The organism is Burkholderia sp. Bp9142, from assembly GCF_003853415.1.
Classification (GTDB): domain Bacteria; phylum Pseudomonadota; class Gammaproteobacteria; order Burkholderiales; family Burkholderiaceae; genus Burkholderia.
In genome coordinates this window covers 60,526-81,284 of record NZ_QTPP01000033.1, presented here as the reverse complement: position 1 = coordinate 81,284, position 20,759 = coordinate 60,526, and the positions used below count along the sequence as shown (strand labels likewise).

The window sequence follows — 20,759 nt, the reverse complement described above, 5'->3', positions numbered from 1 at the left end:
GCTGGTTGAAACTCTATTGACATGCCTTCATCTCAAAAACAGGACGCGAACTAAATCAAATAAAATAAATTTAGAACTTGTACGAATTTCGTTTTATATTGAATAAACGTTACAGAAATTGAAGGATTTACCCGGTCACACCAGGCATCAAATAATTCGATATTTTCTGTATTAAAAAGTCGCGGCGGCAACGCGTTTCACGGGACAGCGGTGCCAGACGACAGGCGTCGGCACCTGCTTGAACGTGGCCTTCCGGACCGCTCGCTCGCCTGGAAAATCCGCTATACTTTGTGCCACCTGCCGCCCGCTCGGCGGCAGGTCGGAAGCGCGCCGATTTGCTGACTCGATTGCGGGCGCGCGAACCGGCCGGGGCCTTGATGCGTCCTTGTCCCGGCGGTTCACTACAAATGCGGCTAAAGAGGTCGTCAGCCGCGCACCTTCGCCTCCGCGCCTCGCCGACACCGTTTAGCCGCCCAGTCATAAGGCGGAACGAATGGAATCGATCGGCATCGTCGCTCCACAGACCATGCACTTCGCCGAACCGCTGCGCTTGCAAAGCGGCAGCGTGCTCGGCAACTATCAGCTCGTCGTCGAGACGTACGGCGAGCTCAACGCCGCGCGCTCGAACGCGGTGCTCGTCTGTCACGCGCTCAACGCGTCGCACCACGTCGCCGGCGTCTACGCGGACGATCCGCGCAGCACCGGCTGGTGGGACAACATGGTCGGCCCCGGCAAGCCGCTCGACACCAACCGCTTCTTCGTGATCGGCGTGAACAACCTCGGCTCGTGCTTCGGCTCGACCGGCCCGATGAGCGCCGATCCGTCGACCGGCAAGCCGTACGGCGCACGCTTCCCGGTCGTCACCGTCGAGGACTGGGTGCACGCGCAGGCGCGTGTCGCCGACGCATTCGGCATCGAGCGCTTCGCCGCGGTGATGGGCGGCAGCCTCGGCGGGATGCAGGCGCTCGCATGGAGCCTGATGTATCCGGAACGCGTCGCGCACTGCATCGACATCGCGTCGACGCCGAAGCTGTCCGCGCAGAACATCGCGTTCAACGAGGTCGCGCGCTCCGCGATCCTGTCCGATCCCGACTTCCACGGCGGCGACTACTACGCGCACGGCGTGAAGCCGAAGCGCGGCCTGCGCGTCGCACGGATGATCGGCCACATCACGTACCTGTCCGACGACGACATGGCCGAGAAATTCGGCCGTGCGCTACGCCGCGCGGACGGCGCGCTCGATGCCTACAACTTCAGCTTCGACGTCGAGTTCGAGGTCGAGTCGTACCTGCGCTACCAGGGCGACAAGTTCGCCGACTACTTCGACGCGAACACGTACCTGCTGATCACGCGCGCGCTCGACTACTTCGACCCGGCGAAGGCGTTCGACGGCAACCTGACGGCCGCACTCGCGCACACGCAGGCGAAATACCTGATCGCGAGCTTCTCGACCGACTGGCGCTTCGCGCCCGCCCGCTCGCGCGAGATCGTGAAGGCGCTGCTCGACAACAAGCGCACGGTCAGCTACGCGGAGATCGACGCGCCGCACGGCCACGACGCGTTCCTGCTCGAAGACGCGCGCTATCACAACCTGATCCGCGCGTATTACGAACGAATTGCCAACGAGGTGGGCGCATGAACCAGCAAGCGCTGAATTCCCTGTCCGCGCGCGCGGACTTCCGCACGATCGCGCGCTGGGTCGAACCGCGCTCGACGGTGCTCGACCTCGGTTGCGGCGACGGCTCGCTGCTCGCGCTGCTGATGGAAGAACTGGACGTAACCGGATACGGGATCGAGCTGAACGACGCGGGCGTGCTCGCGAGCGCGAAGAACGGCATCAACGTGATCCAGCAGAACCTCGAGGACGGCCTGCGCCTGTTCGAGGACCACAGCTTCGACATCGCAATCCTGTCGCAGACTCTGCAGACGATTCACCAGACGGCCGCGATCCTGCGCGAAACCGCGCGGGTCGGGCGCGAATGCATCGTGTCGTTCCCGAATTTCGGCTACTGGCCGCACCGGCTGTCGGTGCTGAACGGCCGGATGCCGGTGTCGAAGTCGCTGCCTTACCAGTGGCACAACACACCGAACGTCCGGGTGCTGACGATCGAGGATTTCGAGGCGCTCGCGCCCGAAGTCGGCGTGACGATCCTCGACCGCGTGGTGCTGCACGAAGGCCAACCGATTCGATGGGGAGCGAACTGGCGTGGTAGTCTTGCTGTCTATCGCGTCAAGCGCAGCTGAGCCGGGGAGCCGTTGACGGACGCCGACGGCCCGCACGCACGTGCGGCCGCGCCCCTGCGCTGCCCGCGCCGCCTGCGCTGCCGCCGCAATCAGTCAACGCTACCCAGTTCCAGTCCATGTCCAAAACGCCACACGAGGCGCCCGCGCTCACCGCCCACGAGGATCACCCCGGCTGGCGAGCCTATCTGAACACGCACATGCTGATCTGCGTGTTCCTCGGGTTCACGTCGGGTCTGCCCCTGTTCACGCTCGTCTACCTCGTGCAGGCATGGCTGCGCTCCGAGGGCGTGAACCTGAAGGAAATCGGCCTGTTCGCGCTGATCCAGTTCCCGTATACGTGGAAGTTCCTGTGGGCGCCGCTGATGGACCGCTACCTCCCGCGCCTGCCCGGCTGGCGGCCGGGCCGCCGGCGCGGCTGGATGCTGCTCACCCAGGTGCTGGTCGCCGGTGCGATCGCCGCGCTCGGTTTCGTGTCGCCGCGCGACTCGATCTGGACAGTGGCCGCGCTCACGACGCTCGTCGCGTTCTTCGGCGCAAGCTCCGACATCGTGATCGACGCGTATCGCCGCGAACTGCTGCGCGACACCGAGCAGGGCCTCGGCAACGCGGTACACGTGAACGCGTACAAGCTCGCCGCGCTGATCCCCGGCTCGCTGGCGCTGATCCTGTCCGACCACCTGCCGTGGGACGCCGTGTTCGCGCTCACCGGCGCGTTCATGCTGCCGGGCATCCTGATGACGCTCGTCGTGCGCGAGCCCGAAGTGGTCGGCGCGCCGCCGCGCAACCTGCGCGACGCGATCGTGCTGCCGTTCCGCGAATTCATCCAGCGCGACGGCTGGGCCGGCGCGCTGCTCGTCATCGCGTTCATCTTCCTGTTCAAGATCGGCGACACGATGGCGACCACGCTGTCGACGTCGTTCTTCCTCGACATCGGCTTCACGCGTACCGAGATCGGCATCGTCGCGAAAACCACCGCGCTCGTCGCAAGCGTCGCCGGCGGCATCATCGGCGGCGTCTGGCTCGTGAAGATCGGGATCGGCCGCGGGCTGTGGATCTTCGGCGCGCTGCAGATGGTGTCGACGCTCGGCTTCGCGTGGCTCGCGCAACTCGGCCCCGGCTCGCCCGTGCTCGCGGTGCTCTACGACTTCACCGTCTCGACGAGCCACGCAATCGCGTCGGCGCTGTCGGTGTTCGGCATCGCCGTCACGCCGCAGTTCAGCCCGATGACGGTCGCGCTCGCGATCGTCTACGGCGTCGAAACCTTCACGACCGGCCTGACGATGGCCGCGTTCGTCGCATATATCGCGAGCACGACCGACCCGCGCTACACGGCCACGCAGTTCGCGCTGTTCACGAGCCTCGCGTCCGTGCCGCGCACGCTCGCATCGGCCGCGAGCGGCTTCATCGTCGCGAAGATCGGCTGGTTCGACTACTTCATCGTGTGCACCGCGCTCGCGATCCCCGGCATGCTGCTGCTGTTCAAGATCGCGCCGTGGAACGGTGTCGCGCGCAACGGCGAGGCCAGCCGTGCGCAATGATCGATTGCATCGCGTGGCACGCGTCGCCGCCGCACTGAGCGCCGGCATCGCGATGCTCGGCGCGGCCGGAAGCGCGCATGCGTCCGACGCCGGTGCGGCCGCGGCGGGCTCCGCGCCGGCTGCGCCGTCCACGCCGGCGGCCCCGGTTGCGCCGTCCGCCGCCGAAGCCGCGCAGCCGACCGGCGCGGCCGTGCCCGCGAAAGCCTATACGCCGACGCCGCAGCAGGTCCGCTACGGCAACGCGATCGCGTTCCGCACGCTGATCCCGTCGCCGCTGCTCGAGCAACTCACCGCCAACGAATATGCGCAGATCGTGCAGGCGGCCGCTGACAGCGACCGCCTGCTGCCCGCGAACCAGCCGCGCGTGAAACGCCTGCGCGCGATCGTGATGAAGCTCGCACCGTATTCGGTGAAGTGGAACGATCGCGTGAAGAACTGGGCGTGGGACGTCACCGCGATCCGCTCGCGCGACATCCGCGTCACCTGCCTGCCGGGCGGCAAGGTGCTCGTGTACGGCGGGCTGCTCGATCGCGTGCGCCTGAACGACGACGAGTCCGGCGTGCTGCTCGCGCACGGCATCGCGCATGCGCTGCGCGAACACGCGCGCAGCAATTTCAGCGCGACGTCGCAAACGTCACTGCGAGCGGCTACGCTGCCGCCGCTGTTCGGCGTCGGCGATCCGCTGCAGCAGGAGCTGAACCTCGGCGCACGCCTGCAGACGCTGCGCTACGACCCGACCGACGAGACCGAAGCCGACGTGATCGGCGGCGACATCGCCGCCCGCGCGGGCTTCGATCCGCGCGCGGCGATCACGTTGTGGGACAAGCTCGCGGCGGCAACGCGCGCGAACAGGACGTCGGGCTTCATCTACATGCACCCGTACGGCGCGGCGCGGCGGCAGGATCTGCTGAACCGCCTGCCGGACCTGATGCCGCTGTATGCGAAGGCAATCGGCAAACGGGTCGACACGCTGCCCGACTACGCGGGCATCAACGCGCAGCGGCGCAAGGTCGTGCGGCGCTGAGCGCCGCGGCCGGCGGCTTCCTCGTCGGACATCGCCGGCGCGTGACGCCGGGCGCTATGCGCCAACGTCCGATTCGACCGGCCGGCTGCCGCTTTCGTGCATCCAGCGCACTTCGTCACCGGGGCTGCGGCCGAACAGCCGCTTGAACTCGCGGCTGAACTGCGACGCGCTCGCATAGCCGACCCGCGCGGCGGCAGCCCCCGCCCCGACGCCGTCCTGCACCATCATCAACCGCGCCTGGTGCAGCCGCGCGGCCTTCACATACTGCATCGGCGACGTCGCCGTCACGTGCTTGAACTGCGCGTGGAACACCGCGAGGCTCATCCCGGCCTCGCGCGCGAGCGTCTCGACGTCGAGCTCGGCCTTCAGGTCCGCGTGGATGCGCCGCAGCGCCTTCGCGATGCGGCCGAAATGATGCTGCTGGACGAGCGCCGCGCGAATCGCGTCGCCCTGCGCGCCCGTCAGCACGCGGTACGCGATCTCGCGCATGATCGCCGGCCCGAGCACGCACGTGTCGTGCGGCGACGCGAGCGCTTCGAGCAGCCGCACCACCGCGTCGGCGAGCGGCGCGTCGAGCGGTGTCGAATAGACGCCGTGCGGCTCGCTGACCGCCGCGCCGAGGGTCTCGTCGAGCAGGATCGCGAGTTCGGCGATCACCGCCAGATCGACACGGATCGAGATCGCGAGAAACGGCTCGTCCATGCTCGCGAAGGTCTCGCATTCGAACGGCAGCGGCACCGACAGCACGAGATACTGCTGCGCGTCGTAGACGAACGAGCGATCGCCGAGATAGCCGAGCTTGCGGCCCTGGCACACGACGATGATGCTCGGCTCGTACAGCACCGGCATGCGCGGCGCGGGACGGCTCACGCGGATGAAGCGCACGCCGTCGAGCGCCGCCAGCGTGTCGCCGTCGTTCGGCGCGAGGCGCGCATGCAGCTCGATCATGCGGCGCCGCACACGCTCGCCCGAATCGTCGAAAAGGGGCTGGAAGCTCATCGGCGTCGTCCTGTCCGGCAAGAGAATCTGGCTTGCAATGTAGCACCTTGAAAGCGTTTTGACGGCCGTTTGCGCGCAATTCGAGAGGAATAGGCAAATCTTCGAGACCTTCGTGTATTTCGCCGACGCGGCCCGCTCCTTACGATGGGCACCTGTCTCGCCGCGTCGCCACATGATGCGGCGGCAGTCTGTTTCACCGGATGTTTTTCCCGGACAAGGAGCCCCCTGCATGAGCACAACCTACGCTTACGCGGCGACCGATGCGCGCTCGCCGCTCGCCCCGTTCGAATTCCAGCGCCGCGCGCTGCGCGACCTCGACGTCCAGATCGAGGTGCTCTACTGCGGCGTCTGCCACTCGGACCTGCACCAGGCCCGCAACGAATGGCGCAACACGATCTACCCGGTCGTGCCGGGCCATGAAATCGTCGGCCGCGTGACCGCGACCGGCCCGCAGGTGTCGCGCTTCAAGGTCGGCGAGCTGGTCGGCGTCGGCTGTCTCGTTGATTCGTGCCGCACCTGCCCGAGCTGCGCGGAAGGCCTCGAGCAGTATTGCGAGAACGGCTTCGTCGGCACCTACAACGGCCAGGATCGCGTGACGGGCGACGTCACGTACGGCGGCTATTCGACACAGCTCGTCGTCGACGAGGCGTTCGTGCTGCGCGTGCCCGAGACGCTGGACCCGGCAGGCGCCGCGCCGCTGCTGTGCGCGGGGATCACGACCTACTCGCCGCTGCGCCAGTGGAACGCCGGCCCCGGCAAGAAGGTCGGGATCGTCGGCCTGGGCGGCCTCGGCCACATGGGCGTGAAGCTCGCGCGCGCGATGGGCGCGCACGTCGTGCTGTTCACGACATCACCGTCGAAGATCGAGGACGGCAAACGGCTCGGCGCGCACGAAGTGGTGATCTCGAAGGACGAAGCGCAGATGAACGCGCACCTGAACAGCTTCGACTTCATCCTGAACACGGTCGCCGCGCAGCACGACCTGAACCCGTTCCTGCACCTGCTGAAGCGCGACGGCACGATGACGCTCGTCGGCGCACCGGAGCACGACCACCCGTCGCCGCAGGTGTTCAACCTGATCTTCAAGCGCCGCCGCCTCGCGGGCTCGCTGATCGGCGGGATCGCGGAAACGCAGGAGATGCTCGATTTCTGCGCGGAGCACGGGATCACGTCGGATATCGAGACGATTCCGATGCAGCAGATCAATGCCGCTTACGAACGGATGCTGAAGAGCGACGTGAAGTACCGGTTCGTGATCGACATGGCGTCGCTCAAGCAGTAAGCGACGACCCAAGCGAAACGGGCCGCATGTTCGACATGCGGCCCGTCTTGCATCCGGCGACCGGATGGCTCGGCAGCTACGCGCGCTGCGTAGCGCCGAAGGTCACTTCTTGTAGTCGTAATCGACCGTCAGCGGCGCATGATCGCTGAACTTGATGTCCTTGAAGATCGACGTGCTTTTCGCGGTGCCGGCCACGCCCGGCGTCGCGATCTGGTAATCGATCCGCCACCCGACGTTCTTCGCGTACGCCTGGCCGCGGTTGCTCCACCACGTGTACTGCTCGGGACGCGGGTCGAGCGTGCGGAACACGTCGACGTAGCCGACATCGTCGAACAGCTGCGTGAGCCACGCGCGCTCTTCCGGCAGGCAGCCCGAGTTCTTCTGGTTGCTCTTCCAGTTCTTGATGTCGATTTCCTTGTGGACGATGTTCACGTCGCCGCACAGGATCACCTCGCGCTTCTTCTTCAGCTCGGCGAGATGCGGCATGAACGCGTCCATGAAGCGGTACTTGGCCTGCTGGCGCTCTTCGCCGCTCGAGCCGGACGGCACGTACACCGACACGACCGACAGCTTGCCGTAGCGCGCCTCGACGTAGCGCCCCTCGGCATCGAATTCGCTGCTGCCGAAGCCGATGATCACGTCATCGGGCTCGTGGCGGCTGTACACGCCCGCGCCGCTGTAGCCCTTCTTCTCGGCGTGGTGGAAATAGCTCCTGAAGCCGTGCGGCTCGACGAATTCGGCCGGCAGGTCGTCGGCCGATACCTTGATTTCCTGCACGCACACGCAATCGGCGCTCTGTTCGCCGAGCCATTCGAAGAAGCCCTTCTTCGCGGCGGAGCGGATGCCGTTCAGGTTGGCGGTAATCACTCGCATCATGTCGGGTTCCGTAGTTCAGTTCAGTTCGATGTGTTTTACAGGATCGCAGCCTAGCTGATCTTCACGCCTTCGAGCTCCGGCTTCGGCGGCGGGAATTCGAGCTTCATGTCGGTCATCGTGCGCAGCAGCAACTCGGCGATCATCACGTTGCGATGTGTTTTCGAGTTCGCCGGGATCACGTACCACGGCGCATGCTCGGCCGAGGTCGCGGCGAGCGCGTCGCGGTACGCCGACTGGTACGCATCCCAGTGCTTGCGCGCATCGAGATCGGAGATGTCGAACTTCCAGTGCTTGGTCGGATCGTCGATGCGCGCCTGCAGCCGTGCGCGCTGCTCGTCCTTCGAGATGTGCAGGAAGCACTTGACGATCGTCGTGCCGTTCTCCGCGAGCATCGCCTCGAAATCGCGAATCTGCCGGTAGCGGCGCTCGCATTCCTTGTCGTTGATGAGCTCGAGGACGCGCGGCACGAGCACGTCTTCATAGTGGCTGCGATTGAAGATCGCGAGTTCGCCCGCGGCCGGCACCTGCGCGTGCACGCGCCAAAGGAAGTCGTGCGCGGCCTCGATCGGCGTCGGCGCCTTGAACGGCACGATCCGCAGGCCGAGCGGATCGACATCGCGAAACACCGCGCGCACGGTGCCGTCCTTGCCGCTGGTGTCCATCCCCTGCAGCACGAGCAGCACGCGCTTCTTCTGCTGCGTGTGCAGGCGCTCCTGCTGCACGTCGAGTTCCGTCGACACGGCGGTGAGCCGTTCGCGGTCGGCGTCCTTCGACCCCGACGAGAACGGCTTCGCGGCCGGATCGAACGCATCGAGCCTGAATGCGGCAGCTTCCTTCTCGCGCGTGCTGTACGGCACGCGGAAATCGTCGAGCGACGGTTGTTTCGCCATTCGTTCCTCCGTTGGACGGTGCGATGCATACGCTCACACGATAACGCATGCACCAAAACGACGGGCCGCCCCGAACGAATCCGGCGGCGGCCCGTCGTCAGGCGCGGTTCAGGCGCGCGGCCATGTTCAGCCGAGCTTCTTCTTCAGCAGTTCGTTGACCTGCTGCGGGTTGGCCTTGCCCTTGGTCGCCTTCATCGCCTGGCCGATCAGCGCGTTGAACGCCTTTTCCTTGCCCGCGCGGAATTCCTCGACCGACTTCGCGTTCGCCGCGAGCACTTCGTCGATGATCGCTTCCAGCGCGCCGGTGTCGGAGATCTGCTTCAGGCCCTTCGCGTCGATGATGCGGTCGGCCGCGGCTTCGTCGGTCGCCTTCTCGTCCCAGATGGTCGAGAAGATTTCCTTCGCGATCTTGTTCGAGATCGTGCCGTCGGCGATGCGCTGCAGCACCAGCGCGAGCTGCGCGGCCGAGACCGGAATCGCGTCGATCTCGATGCCGTCGCGATTGAGCTGCGACGACACGTCGCCCATCAGCCAGTTCGCGGCGATCTTCGCGTTCGCTGCGCCGGCCTTCGCGACCACGGCCTCGAAGTACGCGGCCATCGCCTTGCTCGACGTCAGCACGCCGGCGTCGTACGCGGACACGCCGTACTGCTCGGCGAAGCGCTGCTGCATCGCGGCCGGCAGTTCGGGCATCCCGGCCTGCACGCGCTCGATCCAGTCCTGGCCGATCACGAGCGGCATCAGGTCGGGATCGGGGAAATAGCGGTAGTCGTGCGCGTCTTCCTTGCTGCGCATCGAACGCGTCTCGCGCTTGTCCGGATCGTAGAGGCGCGTTTCCTGCACGACTTCGCCGCCGTCCTCGATCAGATCGATCTGGCGACGCACTTCGTAGTTGATCGCTTCTTCAAGGAACCGGAACGAGTTCAGGTTCTTGATCTCGGCGCGCGTGCCGAACTTTTCCTGGCCGACCGGGCGCACCGACACGTTCGCGTCGCAGCGGAACGAGCCTTCCTGCATGTTGCCGTCGCAGATGCCGAGCCACACGACGAGCGCATGCAGCGCCTTCGCATAGGCCACGGCCTCGGCCGCGCTGCGCATTTCCGGCTCGGTGACGATCTCGAGCAGCGGCGTGCCCGCGCGGTTCAGGTCGATCCCGGTCATCCCGGCGAAGTCTTCGTGCAGCGACTTGCCCGCATCTTCCTCGAGGTGCGCGCGGGTCAGGTTGACCGTCTTCTCGTACGCCTGCTTGCCGGCCTTTTCGTTGGCGGGCACCTGGATCGTGATCCGGCCGCCCTGCACGACCGGAATCTCGTACTGGCTGATCTGATAGCCCTTCGGCAGATCGGGGTAGAAATAATTCTTGCGCGCGAAGATGCTGCGCGGCGCGATGGTCGAGCCGATCGCGAGGCCGAAGCGGATCGCACGCTCGACCGCGCCGCGGTTCAGCACCGGCAGCACGCCCGGCAGCGCCAGGTCGACCGGGCAGGCCTGCGTGTTCGGCTCGGCGCCGAACTGCGTCGACGCGCCGGAGAAAATCTTCGAGACGGTCGACAGTTGCGCGTGCGTCTCGAGACCGATGACGACTTCCCATTGAGTCATATATTTACGCTCCAGCCGGAACTTGCTTGTGCCAGTCGGTCGCGCGCTGGAACGCGTCGGCGACCTGCAGCATCCGGGCTTCGTTGAAATAGTTGCCGATGATCTGCAGGCCGACCGGGCGCTTCGCGTTCGCGCCCGCGCCGAAGCCGCACGGCACGCTCATGCCGGGCAGGCCGGCGAGGCTCACCGACAGCGTGTAGATATCCGCGAGATACATCTGCACCGGATCGTCGCCCTTCGCGCCGAGATCCCATGCGACCGTCGGCGACGCCGGGCCCATGATCACGTCGCAGGACTTGAACGCTTCCTGGAAATCGTTCGCGATGATGCGGCGGATCTTCTGCGCCTGCAGGTAGTACGCGTCGTAGTAGCCGTGCGACAGCACGTAGGTGCCGACGAGAATCCGGCGCTTCACCTCGGGGCCGAAGCCTTCGGCGCGCGACTTCTTGTACATGTCGAGCAGATCGCCGTACTGCGCGGCGCGGTGGCCGAAGCGCACGCCGTCGAAACGCGACAGGTTCGACGATGCCTCGGCCGGTGCGATCACGTAGTACACGGGGATCGACAGTTCCGTCTTCGGCAGCGACACGGGCACGAGCGTCGCGCCGAGCGCCTCGTACTGCTTGAGTGCCGCGTCGATCGACGCACGCACGTCGTCGGCGAGGCCGTCGCCGAAGTACTCGTTCGGCAAACCGATGCGCAGGCCCGCGAGCGGCCTGGCCGCGTCGTTGCCGGCGGCCCACGGCTGGCCGACGTGGCGCGTGAAATCCTCGTCGTCACGCTCGAGGCTCGTCGAGTCACGCTCGTCGAAGCCGGCCATCACATTCAGCAGCAGCGCGCAGTCGGACGCGCTCTGCGCCATCGGGCCGCCCTGGTCGAGCGACGACGCGAACGCGATCATCCCGTAGCGCGACACGCGGCCGTAGGTCGGCTTGATGCCCGTCACGCCCGCGAACGACGCGGGCTGGCGGATCGAGCCGCCTGTGTCGGTGCCGGTCGCGGCCGGCGCGAGGCGCGCGGCAACGGCCGCCGAGCTGCCGCCCGAGCTGCCGCCCGGCACCGCGTTCGTGTCCCACGGGTTCTTCACCGCGCCGAACGCCGAATTCTCGTTGGACGAGCCCATCGCGAACTCGTCCATGTTGGTCTTGCCGAGCGTGACCATGCCGGCCGCCTGCAGGCGGGCGACGACGGTCGCGTCGTACGGGCTCTCGTAGTGCGCGAGCATCTTCGAGCCGGCGGTCGAGCGCCAGCCGCGCGTGACAAAGACATCCTTGTGCGCGATCGGCAGGCCGGTGAGCGCGCCGCCCGCGCCGCGCGCGAGTTCGGCGTCGGCGGCCTTCGCCTGCGCGAGGGTGAGGTCGGGCTCGACATGGACGAACGCGTTCAGGTCGCGTGCCGCGTCGATCCGTTTCAGGTAGAGCTGCGCGAGCTCGACGGCCGAGCATTCCTTGGCGGCGAGCGCGGCGCGCAGTTCGGTCAGGCTTTTTGCGTGCATTGAGTGGTTTTCCTGGGAATTCTGGGTGGCGCGCGGCGCGGCGCGGCGCCGGCGCGCTTGTCATCGAATGCTTACTCGATCACCTTCGGCACGAGATAGAGGCCGTCCTGGACGGCCGGCGCCGGACGCTGGTTGTCGTCGCGATCGACGACTTCCGTCACGGCGTCGTCGCGCAGGCGCTGCGCGACTTCCTGGATCTGTTCGATCGGGTGGGCGAGCGGCGCGATGCCGGCGGTGTCGACCGCCTGCATCTGCTCGACGAGGCCGAAGAATTCATTGAGCTGGCCGAGCGTATGCTCGGCGTCGGCGTCGGCCATTTCGAGTCGCGCCAGGTGCGCGATGCGTTTCACATCGGTCAGGGTCAGGGCCATGCGATCACCGGAAAAACAAGGCTGCGCAGCGCATCGAAAGCAGCGCTGCGGCGGGGGGTTGGAGGGTGCGATCCCACCCTCAAAAATCGGGGCCGAAGCGGCAAAAATACCGCCCGTTTCGATTCAAATACCGTGAAATTATAAGGTATCATTACGCGTTCGACCCAAACCCGGCTAGCCTTTTCCCGCACCGTTTCGCCCCGCTTCGGCAAGCCGTGCGTGCTTCGTGCGATCCCCGGTAGACATCACTCGCAGCTTCGTGCGCCGCGGCGGCCGCTTCCGCCACGCTTCCCGAGGCTGTTATTTTTTCCGCTGCCGCCCTCAGCGCTCGCTATGCAGGGCCGGCCCAGAGCGAAACAGGATTCTGAATGTTCGGTTTTTTGCGCAGCTACTTCTCCAACGATCTGGCGATCGACCTCGGCACCGCAAACACCCTGATCTACATGCGCGGCAAGGGCATCGTGCTCGATGAGCCGTCCGTCGTGTCGATTCGCCAGGAAGGCGGCCCCAACGGCAAGAAGACGATCCAGGCGGTCGGCAAGGAAGCCAAGCAGATGCTCGGCAAGGTGCCGGGCAACATCGAGGCGATCCGCCCGATGAAGGACGGCGTGATCGCCGACTTCACCGTCACCGAGCAGATGATCAAGCAGTTCATCAAGACGGCGCACGAGTCGCGCATGTTCTCGCCGTCGCCGCGCATCATCATCTGCGTGCCGTGCGGCTCGACCCAGGTCGAGCGCCGCGCGATCAAGGAAGCCGCGCACGGCGCCGGCGCATCGCAGGTCTACCTGATCGAGGAGCCGATGGCGGCCGCGATCGGCGCGGGCCTGCCGGTGTCGGAAGCCACCGGCTCGATGGTCGTCGACATCGGCGGCGGCACGACGGAAGTCGGCGTGATCTCGCTCGGCGGCATCGTGTACAAGGGCTCGGTGCGCGTCGGCGGCGACAAGTTCGACGAAGCCATCGTCAACTACATCCGCCGCAACTACGGGATGCTGATCGGCGAACAAACCGCCGAAGCGATCAAGAAGGAAATCGGCTCCGCGTTCCCGGGCTCCGAAGTCAAGGAAATGGAAGTCAAGGGCCGCAACCTGTCGGAAGGCATTCCGCGCAGCTTCACGATCTCCAGCAACGAAATCCTCGAAGCGCTGACCGATCCGCTGAACCAGATCGTGTCGTCGGTGAAGATCGCCCTCGAGCAGACGCCGCCGGAACTCGGCGCCGACATCGCCGAGCGCGGGATGATGCTGACGGGCGGCGGCGCGCTGCTGCGCGACCTCGATCGCCTGCTCGCGGAAGAAACCGGCCTGCCGGTGCTCGTCGCGGAAGATCCGCTCACCTGCGTCGTGCGCGGTTCGGGCATGGCGCTCGAGCGCATGGACAAACTGGGCAGCATCTTCTCGTACGAGTGATCGCCGAGTGATCGCCTAAGCAGTCCCGTTTGATATGACGCACCCGCGGCGTGGCCGGATCGCTCGTTCAGAACGAACCGCCACGCCGTTTGCGCGTCTGAGCATTATTTAACCGATCACCACGCGCCCGGCGCCGACCATGGAATACAGTCCGCCGCCCCTCTTCAAGCAAGGTCCGCCCGCGCTCGCGCGGCTCATCTTCTTCGTCGCCGTCGCCATCGCGCTCCTCGTGTCGGACGCGCGCTTCAGCACGCTCGAAATCGTCCGCGGCGTGCTCGGCACCGTGCTGTACCCGCTGCAGCGCGCGGCGCTCGTGCCGCGCGACCTGTTCATGGGCGCGGCCGACATCGCCGTCACGGGCGCGTCACTGCGCCACGAGAACGACGACCTCCGCAAGCGCAACCTGCAACTGTCCACGCAAGCCAACCAGGCCGCCGTGCTCACGCAGGAAAACGCGCACCTGCGCGCGGTGCTCGAGCTGCGCCAGCACATCGCGACGCAATCGACGCCGGTCGAGATCCAGTACGACACCAGCGATCCGTTCACGCAGAAGATCGTGATCGGGCAGGGCTCGCAGCAAGGCATCCAGAACGGCGCGCCGGTCGTCAGCGAGGACGGCGTGGTCGGCCAGGTCACGCGCGTGTTCCCGCTGCAGGCCGAAGTCACGCTGATCACCGACCGCGATCTCGCGATTCCCGTGCAGGTGCTGCGCACCGGCCTGCGCAGCGTGATCTACGGCACGCCGAAGGGCGATTCGCTCGATCTGCGCTTCGTGCCGACGAGCTCGGACCTCGTCGCGGGCGACGAGCTCGTCACGAGCGGCCTCGACGGCGTCTATCCGCCGGGCCTGCCGGTCGCGAAGGTCGTGCGCGTCGACAAGCTCGCCGATACCGCGTTCGCGCGCGTGACCTGCGCGCCGGTCGCCGCCGTGCGCGGCGCGCGCCAGATGCTCGTGCTGCATTACCAGAACGACGTCCCGCCGCGCCCGGCCGAGCCCGATCCGGCCGCCGACAAGAACGCGAAGGGCAAGAAGGGCGCCAAGGCCGCCGCGAAGGGCGAGAAAGCCGAGAAGGCCGACGCGAACGCGAAGCCGGCCACCGCGGCCGCACCCGGCGCGAAGCCCGCGCCGGCGGCGCCCGCCGCTCCGGCCAAGCCCGCCGCCGCGCCCGCGCAGCCCGCGGCCGGGCAACCAGGAGCCCAGCGATGAACCGCCCGCAATACATCCTGCAGCCGGTCAACCCGTACTTCATCGTCTTCAGCCTCGCCGCCGCGTTCCTGCTGAACCTGATGCCGTGGGGCCGCCTGCCCGGCGTGCCCGACTTCGTCGCGCTCGTGCTGCTGTTCTGGAACATCCACCAGCCGCGCAAGGTCGGGATGGGCGTCGCGTTCGCGCTCGGCATCCTGATGGACGTGCATGACGCGGGGCTGCTCGGCGAGCACGCGCTCGCCTATACGCTGCTGTCGTACGGCGCGATCACGATCCATCGCCGCGTGCTGTGGATGCCGATCGGCGTGCAGGTGCTGTACGTCACGCCGCTGCTCGTCGTCGCGCAACTGGTGCCGTTCGTGATCCGCCTCGTGATGGGCGCCGCGTTTCCCGGCTGGCGCTACCTGGTGGACGGCTTCGTCGAGGCCGCGCTGTGGCCGATCGCGAGCCACCTGCTGCTGATGCCGCAACGCCGCCCGGTCGACCCGGACGATACGCGCCCCATCTGAGCCGGACCGACCTTGAATACCCGCCGCCCCCACGCCCGCCGCGCGCCGCGCTCCGGGGCGGCCCCTCGCCCGCGCGTGCTCGACGCGCACGGGCCTCGACCGTAACCGCATGACCGAATTCAACGACACCCAACAGCAGCTCTCGAAGTTCCGCCTGCGCGTCGCGGCGGCGGGCGTGTTCGTGTTCGTCTGCTTCGGGCTGCTCGCGAGCCGTTTCTTCTACCTGCAGCTGATGCAGCACGGCAAATACGCGCTGCAGGCCGAGGAAAACCGCATCTCGGTCGCGCCGATCGTGCCGAACCGCGGGCTCATCACCGACCGCAACGGCGTGGTCCTCGCAAAGAACTATTCAGCGTACACGCTCGAGATCACGCCGTCGAAGCTCGACGACACGCTCGACCACACGATCGACAAGCTGTCCGAGATCGTCCCGATCGACGCGCGCGACCGCCGCCGCTTCAAGAAGCTGCAGGAAGACTCGAAGAACTTCGAGAGCCTGCCGATCCGCACGCGCCTCACCGACGCGGAAGTCGCGCGCTTCACCGCGCAGCGCTTCCGCTTCCCCGGCGTCGACGTGCGCGCGCGCCTGTTCCGCCAGTACCCGCTCGGCATGACGGCCGCGCACGTGATCGGCTACATCGGCCGGATCTCGAAGCGCGACCAGGATCGCATCGACGCAATGAGCGACGACAACGACAGCGACCAGGAACACTACGATCCGCGCCGCGACGCGAACAACTACAAGGGCACCGACTACATCGGCAAGATCGGCGTCGAGCAGAGCTACGAAACCGAGCTGCATGGCCTCACGGGCTTCGAGGAAGTCGAGGTGACGGCCGGCGGCCGGCCCGTGCGCACGCTGTCGCGCACGCAGGCGACCCCCGGCAACAACCTGGTGCTGTCGCTCGACATCGGGCTGCAGCAGGTCGCCGAGCAGGCGTTCGCCGGCAAGCGCGGCGCGCTCGTCGCGATCGAGCCGAAGACGGGCGACGTGCTCGCGTTCGTGTCGTCGCCGAGCTTCGACCCGAACTCGTTCGTCGACGGGATCGACCAGCAGACCTGGGACGAGCTGAACAACTCGTCCGACAAGCCGCTCCTGAACCGACCGCTGCACGGCACCTACCCGCCCGGCTCGACGTACAAGCCGTTCATGGCGCTGGCCGGCCTGACGCTCGGCAAGCGCACGCCGGGCTGGGGCTTCCAGGATCCCGGCTACTTCACGTTCGGCGGCCACACGTTCCGCAACGACGTGCGCTCGGGCCAGGGCTGGGTCGACATGAACAAGGCGATCATGGTGTCGAACGACACCTACTTCTACATGCTCGCGCGCGACCTCGGCGTGAACGCGATCGCGAACTTCATGAAGCCGTTCGGCTTCGGCCAGATCACCGGCATCGACATCCAGGGCGAGGCGCGCGGGATCCTGCCGTCGACCGACTGGAAGAAGAAGGCGTTCAAGAAGGCCGCGCAGCAGAAGTGGTTCGACGGCGAGACGATCAGCCTCGGGATCGGCCAGGGCTACAACTCGTTCACGATCCTGCAGCTCGCGCATGCCACCGCGACGCTCGCGAACAACGGCGTCGTGATGAAGCCGCACCTCGTGAAGGAAGTCGAGGATCCGATCACGCGCGGACGCCATCTGACGGTGCCGAAGGAAAGCGAAACGATCCCGCTCAAGCAGGCCGACATCGACGTCGTGAAGCGCGGGATGGAGAACGTGATCGAGAACCCGTCCGGTACCGCGTACAAGGTGTTCCGCGGCACGCCGTACCTCGCGGCCGGCAAGACCGGTACCGCGCAGGTGTTCTCGCTGCAGGGCTCGAACTACAAGGGCCACCTGCTTGCCGAGCACCTGCGCGACCATGCGCTGTTCATCGCGTACGCGCCGGTCGACCATCCGCAGATCGCGCTCGCGCTGGTCGTCGAGAACGGCGGCTGGGGCGCGCAGGCCGCGGGCCCGATCGCGCGCCGCGTGCTCGACTATTACCTCGTCGAGCGCCAGAACCCGAAGAACGAGGCCGCGGCCGTGGCCGCCGCCGCATCGGCGACCGAGCCGGTGAGCGCGCCCGTGATCGGCGATACCTCGAAGTCCGCCGTCGTCGCGGCCGGCTTCACCGCGCTGCCGCAGCCGGTCGTGCCGAACGCGGCCAGCGCGGCGAATGCGGCATCGGCCGCATCGGCACCCGATGCGTCGGGCGCAGCCGGCGCGAGCGCGGCGCAAGCGTCCGACGCAAGCGCCGCAGCGCCGAGGGCCGCGAGCCTGCCGCCGATCCGGCGCCCGCACCGGCCGCGCCGGCCCGCCAGTGACGCGCAGCCGCTCGCCGCGGCGCCACGCGACGACAACTCCCGTGCCACGGCCGCCGCGAAAACGGCGAACGCCGGCACCGCTCATTAACGGAGAAAGGCATGCAATTCGACAAGCGCGCCTGGCTCGACAAGATCAAGCAGATGTTCGCGGGCTTCGACCGCCCGCTCGCCCTCATCGTGTTCCTGCTGCTGTGCGTCGGCATCGTCACGCTGTACAGCGCGGCGATCGACATGCCGGGCCGCGTCGAGGACCAGTTGCGCAACATCCTGCTGACGTTCGTGCTGATGTGGGTGATCGCCAACATCCCGCCAACCACGCTGATGCGCTTCGCGGTCCCGCTCTATACGTTCGGGGTCGCGCTGCTGATCGCGGTCGCGCTGTTCGGGATGACCAAGAAGGGCGCGAAACGCTGGCTGAACGTCGGCGTCGTGATCCAGCCGTCGGAAATCCTCAAGATCGCGACACCGCTGATGCTCGCGTGGTACTACCAGCGCCGCGAAGGCGGGTTGCGCTGGTACGACTTCGTCGCCGCGTTCGGGATCCTGCTGGTGCCGGTCGGCCTGATCGCGAAGCAGCCCGACCTCGGCACCGGCCTGCTCGTGTTCGCAGCCGGCCTCTTCGTGATCTACCTCGCCGGCCTGTCGTTCAAGCTGATCGTGCCGGTGCTCGTCGCGGGCGTGATCGCGGTCGGCTCGATCGCCGTGTTCGAAGAGCGCATCTGCCAGCCTGAAGTGCAGTGGCCGCTGATGCACGACTACCAGAAGCACCGCGTGTGCACGCTGCTCGACCCGACCTCCGACCCGCTCGGCAAGGGCTTCCACACGATCCAGGCCGTGATCGCGATCGGCTCGGGCGGCGTGCTCGGCAAGGGCTACCTGAAGGGCACGCAGGCCCACCTCGAATTCATCCCGGAGAAGCACACCGACTTCATCTTCGCGGTGTTCTCGGAAGAATGGGGGCTCCTCGGCGGCCTCGTGCTGCTGACGCTGTACATGGCGCTGATCGCGCGCGGGCTCTACATCGCCGCGCAGGGCGCGACGCTGTTCGGCCGGCTGCTCGCGGGCTCGCTCACGCTCGCGTTCTTCGTCTACGCGTTCGTCAACATCGGGATGGTGAGCGGCGTGCTGCCCGTCGTGGGCGTGCCGCTGCCGTTCATGAGCTACGGCGGCACCGCGCTCACGACGCTCGGCATCGCGATCGGGATGATCATGAGCGTCGGGCGACAGCGGCGATTGATGAAGAGCTGACGACGCGGCACGCGGCCGCAAGCAGCCACAAGCAGTCGCAGCAACGAAAATCGGCGCCTCGGGCGCCGATTTTCGTTGGACAGGCCGAATGCAGCGGGTATCGCCCGCTCACTGCGGCGTCGCGCCCGGACTCCCGTGGTCCGCACCGGCACCCGAAGCCGGCTCCTGCGTCTTCAGCCGCGCGCTCAACTCCTTGAATTTCAGCCCGGCCGTCTCGTCGCCATGCGCGGCCGCGGCCGCGTAATACGCACGTGCGATGTTCAGGTTCTGCGTGACGCCGTCGCCGCCGCGCTCGTAGAACGACGCGGTCACGTACTGCGCGGTCGGCTCGCCCGCGTCGGCCGCCTGCTTGTACCACGCGAACGCCTGCCGGTTGTCGCGCGGCGTGCCCCGCCCGTCGAGGAACTGGTTCGCGAGCGACAGCTCGGCCTGCACGTGCCCCTGCTTCGCCGCGCGCAGGAACCAGCGGTGCGCTTCGACCGGATTGCGCGCGACGAACTCGCCGTCGTCGAACATCCGCCCGTACACGTACTGCGCATGCGACATGTTCGCGTCGGCCGCCCGCTTGAGCCAGCGCAGCCCCTCGTCGACGTTCGCGGTCACGCCGACGCCAGTGAGCAGCATCATCGCGTAGTTGAACTGCGCGAGCCGGTCGCCGCGTTCGGCCGCGTCGTGGAACTGCACCAGCGCCGCACGATAGTCGCCGGCGTTGTAGTCGGCCACCGCCGATTGCGTCTCGTGCGCCGGGTCCGGTTTCGCGTGCGGCGCATTCTGCGCCGACGCGGCAACGCACATGATCCCCAACCCGAGCAGCGCGCCGATCCGCCCGTGCGCACCGGTCGTGCGCCGCGCGCGTCCCGGACCCGCGCCATCACCGCCGTTCATGACCGCACCTCCTGCAGCGCCTGGCGCGTCGCGCGCAGCAGCCAGCTCACGTCGGCCGACAACGCGATCATCCGGTAGCCGGCCCCGCGATACTGGCGCGCGGTCGCCGTATCGCTCGCGAAGATGCCAACCGCGACGCCGGCCTGCTTGCCGGCCGCGAGCACGCGCGCCATCGCGGTTTCGACGTCCGGGTGGCGGCTGTCGCCGAGATGCCCGAGGCTCGCCGCCAGATCGGCCGGGCCGACGAACAGGCAGTCGACGCCCGGCGTCGCGGCGATCCGCTCGACTTCGTCGATCCCGCGCGCCGATTCGATCTGCACGATTACCGCGACCTGCGCGTTGGCCGTCTGCAGGTAATCGCGGCGCATGCCGAACGCCGCCGCGCGCACCATGCCGGCCACGCCGCGCAGCCCGTCCGGGGAATCCGGCGACGGAAAGCGCGTAAGCCGCACCGCGTGCGCGGCCTCGTCAGGCGTCTCGATGCCCGGGAACATCAGCGTGCGCGCGGCCGCGTCGAGCGCGCGCTTCACGAGCCACGGCTCGCGCCCCGGCACGCGCACGACGGGCTCGCTCGGCAGGTGCGCGGCGGCCAGCGCGCGCAGTTGCGACGCGACGTCGCGGCTGTCGTTCGGCGCGTGCTCCATGTCGATGCAGAGCCAGTCGTAGCCGGCGTGCGCGAGCGCTTCCACGGCCGAGTCGCAGCCGAGCGACAGCCACAGGCCGTACAGCGGCTCGTCGCCGTCGTGCAGGCGTTGTTTGAGGGAATTGGTGAGCGTGCTCATCGATACGGCCTCCTGGACGGAACGGCAATCGAACGGGACAAGCAACGGGCGAAGCGGTGCGCAACACGCCAGGCTGTCGAAGCACGGCGGC

General features: G+C 67.3%; 18 protein-coding genes. 10 read left to right on the top strand and 8 right to left on the bottom strand.

The features are described 5' to 3' along the window. The first annotated feature begins 493 nt into the window (after positions 1–493). The 4 genes from DIE22_RS28775 to DIE22_RS28760 all read left to right on the top strand — a co-directional run bounded on the left by DIE22_RS28775 (position 494) and on the right by DIE22_RS28760 (position 4,806). Positions 494–1,639: a homoserine O-acetyltransferase gene (locus tag DIE22_RS28775; RefSeq protein WP_124500601.1), complete on the top strand. Its 1,146-nt coding sequence runs from the start codon at positions 494–496 to the stop codon at positions 1,637–1,639. Further along, positions 1,636–2,244, top strand: a complete 609-nt coding sequence (gene metW / locus DIE22_RS28770; protein WP_006755281.1) for a methionine biosynthesis protein MetW — start codon at positions 1,636–1,638, stop codon at positions 2,242–2,244. The genes DIE22_RS28775 and metW overlap by 4 nt, the downstream gene beginning before the upstream one ends. 116 nt (positions 2,245–2,360) lie before the next feature. Further along, on the top strand, positions 2,361–3,782 hold the full coding sequence (locus DIE22_RS28765; RefSeq protein WP_124500602.1) for an AmpG family muropeptide MFS transporter: 1,422 nt from the start codon (positions 2,361–2,363) through the stop codon (positions 3,780–3,782). After that, entirely contained in the window at positions 3,772–4,806 is a 1,035-nt protein-coding gene (locus DIE22_RS28760) for a M48 family metallopeptidase (RefSeq protein WP_124500603.1), read from the top strand. The genes DIE22_RS28765 and DIE22_RS28760 overlap by 11 nt, the downstream gene beginning before the upstream one ends. A 54-nt stretch (positions 4,807–4,860) precedes the next feature. Here the strand turns inward: DIE22_RS28760 and DIE22_RS28755 are convergent, their stop codons facing one another. Further along, entirely contained in the window at positions 4,861–5,805 is a 945-nt protein-coding gene (locus DIE22_RS28755; RefSeq protein WP_124606595.1) for an AraC family transcriptional regulator, read from the bottom strand. 229 nt (positions 5,806–6,034) lie between these two features. On the opposite strand from DIE22_RS28755, the gene DIE22_RS28750 reads away from it, so the two are divergent. Beyond that, complete coding sequence (locus DIE22_RS28750) at positions 6,035–7,087, top strand: NAD(P)-dependent alcohol dehydrogenase (RefSeq protein ID WP_124606594.1); 1,053 nt, start codon at positions 6,035–6,037, stop codon at positions 7,085–7,087. 102 nt (positions 7,088–7,189) lie between these two features. Here DIE22_RS28750 and DIE22_RS28745 read toward each other — a convergent pair whose 3' ends face one another. From DIE22_RS28745 to gatC, 5 genes are all read right to left on the bottom strand, one after another. Continuing rightward, complete coding sequence (locus tag DIE22_RS28745) at positions 7,190–7,963, bottom strand: exodeoxyribonuclease III (protein WP_124500606.1); 774 nt, start codon at positions 7,961–7,963, stop codon at positions 7,190–7,192. A gap of 50 nt (positions 7,964–8,013) precedes the next feature. Then, complete coding sequence (locus DIE22_RS28740) at positions 8,014–8,853, bottom strand: polyphosphate kinase 2 family protein (RefSeq protein ID WP_124500607.1); 840 nt, start codon at positions 8,851–8,853, stop codon at positions 8,014–8,016. A gap of 126 nt (positions 8,854–8,979) precedes the next feature. Beyond that, complete coding sequence (gene gatB / locus DIE22_RS28735; protein WP_124606593.1) at positions 8,980–10,452, bottom strand: Asp-tRNA(Asn)/Glu-tRNA(Gln) amidotransferase subunit GatB; 1,473 nt, start codon at positions 10,450–10,452, stop codon at positions 8,980–8,982. Between the two features lie 4 nt (positions 10,453–10,456). Beyond that, a complete protein-coding gene (gene gatA, locus DIE22_RS28730; RefSeq protein WP_124606592.1) occupies positions 10,457–11,947 on the bottom strand; it encodes an Asp-tRNA(Asn)/Glu-tRNA(Gln) amidotransferase subunit GatA in 1,491 nt (496 codons plus the stop codon). Positions 11,948–12,018: 71 nt separating this feature from the next. Then, the gene (gatC, locus tag DIE22_RS28725; RefSeq protein ID WP_124500610.1) at positions 12,019–12,318 is read right to left on the bottom strand and encodes an Asp-tRNA(Asn)/Glu-tRNA(Gln) amidotransferase subunit GatC; all 300 of its coding nucleotides are present in this window, start codon (positions 12,316–12,318) and stop codon (positions 12,019–12,021) included. 368 nt (positions 12,319–12,686) lie between these two features. On the opposite strand from gatC, the gene DIE22_RS28720 reads away from it, so the two are divergent. From DIE22_RS28720 to rodA, 5 genes are all read left to right on the top strand, one after another. Beyond that, positions 12,687–13,730 (top strand): rod shape-determining protein, encoded by a 1,044-nt coding sequence (locus DIE22_RS28720; protein ID WP_004189550.1) that lies wholly within the window; start codon positions 12,687–12,689, stop codon positions 13,728–13,730. Between the two features lie 139 nt (positions 13,731–13,869). After that, positions 13,870–14,937, top strand: a complete 1,068-nt coding sequence (gene mreC, locus DIE22_RS28715) for a rod shape-determining protein MreC (protein ID WP_124500611.1) — start codon at positions 13,870–13,872, stop codon at positions 14,935–14,937. Beyond that, on the top strand, positions 14,934–15,446 hold the full coding sequence (gene mreD, locus DIE22_RS28710; RefSeq protein ID WP_009687274.1) for a rod shape-determining protein MreD: 513 nt from the start codon (positions 14,934–14,936) through the stop codon (positions 15,444–15,446). The genes mreC and mreD overlap by 4 nt, the downstream gene beginning before the upstream one ends. 109 nt (positions 15,447–15,555) lie before the next feature. Then, positions 15,556–17,841, top strand: a complete 2,286-nt coding sequence (gene mrdA / locus DIE22_RS28705; RefSeq protein ID WP_124500612.1) for a penicillin-binding protein 2 — start codon at positions 15,556–15,558, stop codon at positions 17,839–17,841. Positions 17,842–17,852: 11 nt separating this feature from the next. Continuing rightward, positions 17,853–19,001: a rod shape-determining protein RodA gene (gene rodA, locus DIE22_RS28700; RefSeq protein WP_124500613.1), complete on the top strand. Its 1,149-nt coding sequence runs from the start codon at positions 17,853–17,855 to the stop codon at positions 18,999–19,001. A 108-nt stretch (positions 19,002–19,109) separates the two neighbouring features. On the opposite strand, the gene DIE22_RS28695 is transcribed toward rodA, so the two are convergent. Next, positions 19,110–19,886, bottom strand: a complete 777-nt coding sequence (locus DIE22_RS28695; protein WP_124606591.1) for a tetratricopeptide repeat protein — start codon at positions 19,884–19,886, stop codon at positions 19,110–19,112. Then, on the bottom strand, positions 19,883–20,668 hold the full coding sequence (locus DIE22_RS28690) for an HpcH/HpaI aldolase/citrate lyase family protein (RefSeq protein ID WP_124606590.1): 786 nt from the start codon (positions 20,666–20,668) through the stop codon (positions 19,883–19,885). Before DIE22_RS28690 ends, DIE22_RS28695 begins: the two co-directional genes overlap by 4 nt. Between the last annotated feature and the right edge of the window lie 91 nt (positions 20,669–20,759).

Bases quoted from the DNA above. Each gene is read 5' to 3' on its own strand.
- gatA (WP_124606592.1), bottom strand. From the start codon at position 11,947: ATGCACGCAAAAAGCCTGACCGAACTGCGCGCCGCGCTCGCCGCCAAG.
- DIE22_RS28755 (WP_124606595.1), bottom strand. From the start codon at position 5,805: ATGAGCTTCCAGCCCCTTTTCGACGATTCGGGCGAGCGTGTGCGGCGC.
- mreC (WP_124500611.1), top strand. From the start codon at position 13,870: ATGGAATACAGTCCGCCGCCCCTCTTCAAGCAAGGTCCGCCCGCGCTC.
- DIE22_RS28695 (WP_124606591.1), bottom strand. From the start codon at position 19,886: ATGAACGGCGGTGATGGCGCGGGTCCGGGACGCGCGCGGCGCACGACC.
- DIE22_RS28765 (WP_124500602.1), top strand. From the start codon at position 2,361: ATGTCCAAAACGCCACACGAGGCGCCCGCGCTCACCGCCCACGAGGAT.
- rodA (WP_124500613.1), top strand. From the start codon at position 17,853: ATGCAATTCGACAAGCGCGCCTGGCTCGACAAGATCAAGCAGATGTTC.
- DIE22_RS28745 (WP_124500606.1), bottom strand. From the start codon at position 7,963: ATGATGCGAGTGATTACCGCCAACCTGAACGGCATCCGCTCCGCCGCG.
- DIE22_RS28690 (WP_124606590.1), bottom strand. From the start codon at position 20,668: ATGAGCACGCTCACCAATTCCCTCAAACAACGCCTGCACGACGGCGAC.
- DIE22_RS28750 (WP_124606594.1), top strand. From the start codon at position 6,035: ATGAGCACAACCTACGCTTACGCGGCGACCGATGCGCGCTCGCCGCTC.
- gatB (WP_124606593.1), bottom strand. From the start codon at position 10,452: ATGACTCAATGGGAAGTCGTCATCGGTCTCGAGACGCACGCGCAACTG.
- mrdA (WP_124500612.1), top strand. From the start codon at position 15,556: ATGACCGAATTCAACGACACCCAACAGCAGCTCTCGAAGTTCCGCCTG.
- DIE22_RS28720 (WP_004189550.1), top strand. From the start codon at position 12,687: ATGTTCGGTTTTTTGCGCAGCTACTTCTCCAACGATCTGGCGATCGAC.
- DIE22_RS28775 (WP_124500601.1), top strand. From the start codon at position 494: ATGGAATCGATCGGCATCGTCGCTCCACAGACCATGCACTTCGCCGAA.
- gatC (WP_124500610.1), bottom strand. From the start codon at position 12,318: ATGGCCCTGACCCTGACCGATGTGAAACGCATCGCGCACCTGGCGCGA.
- DIE22_RS28740 (WP_124500607.1), bottom strand. From the start codon at position 8,853: ATGGCGAAACAACCGTCGCTCGACGATTTCCGCGTGCCGTACAGCACG.
- metW (WP_006755281.1), top strand. From the start codon at position 1,636: ATGAACCAGCAAGCGCTGAATTCCCTGTCCGCGCGCGCGGACTTCCGC.
- mreD (WP_009687274.1), top strand. From the start codon at position 14,934: ATGAACCGCCCGCAATACATCCTGCAGCCGGTCAACCCGTACTTCATC.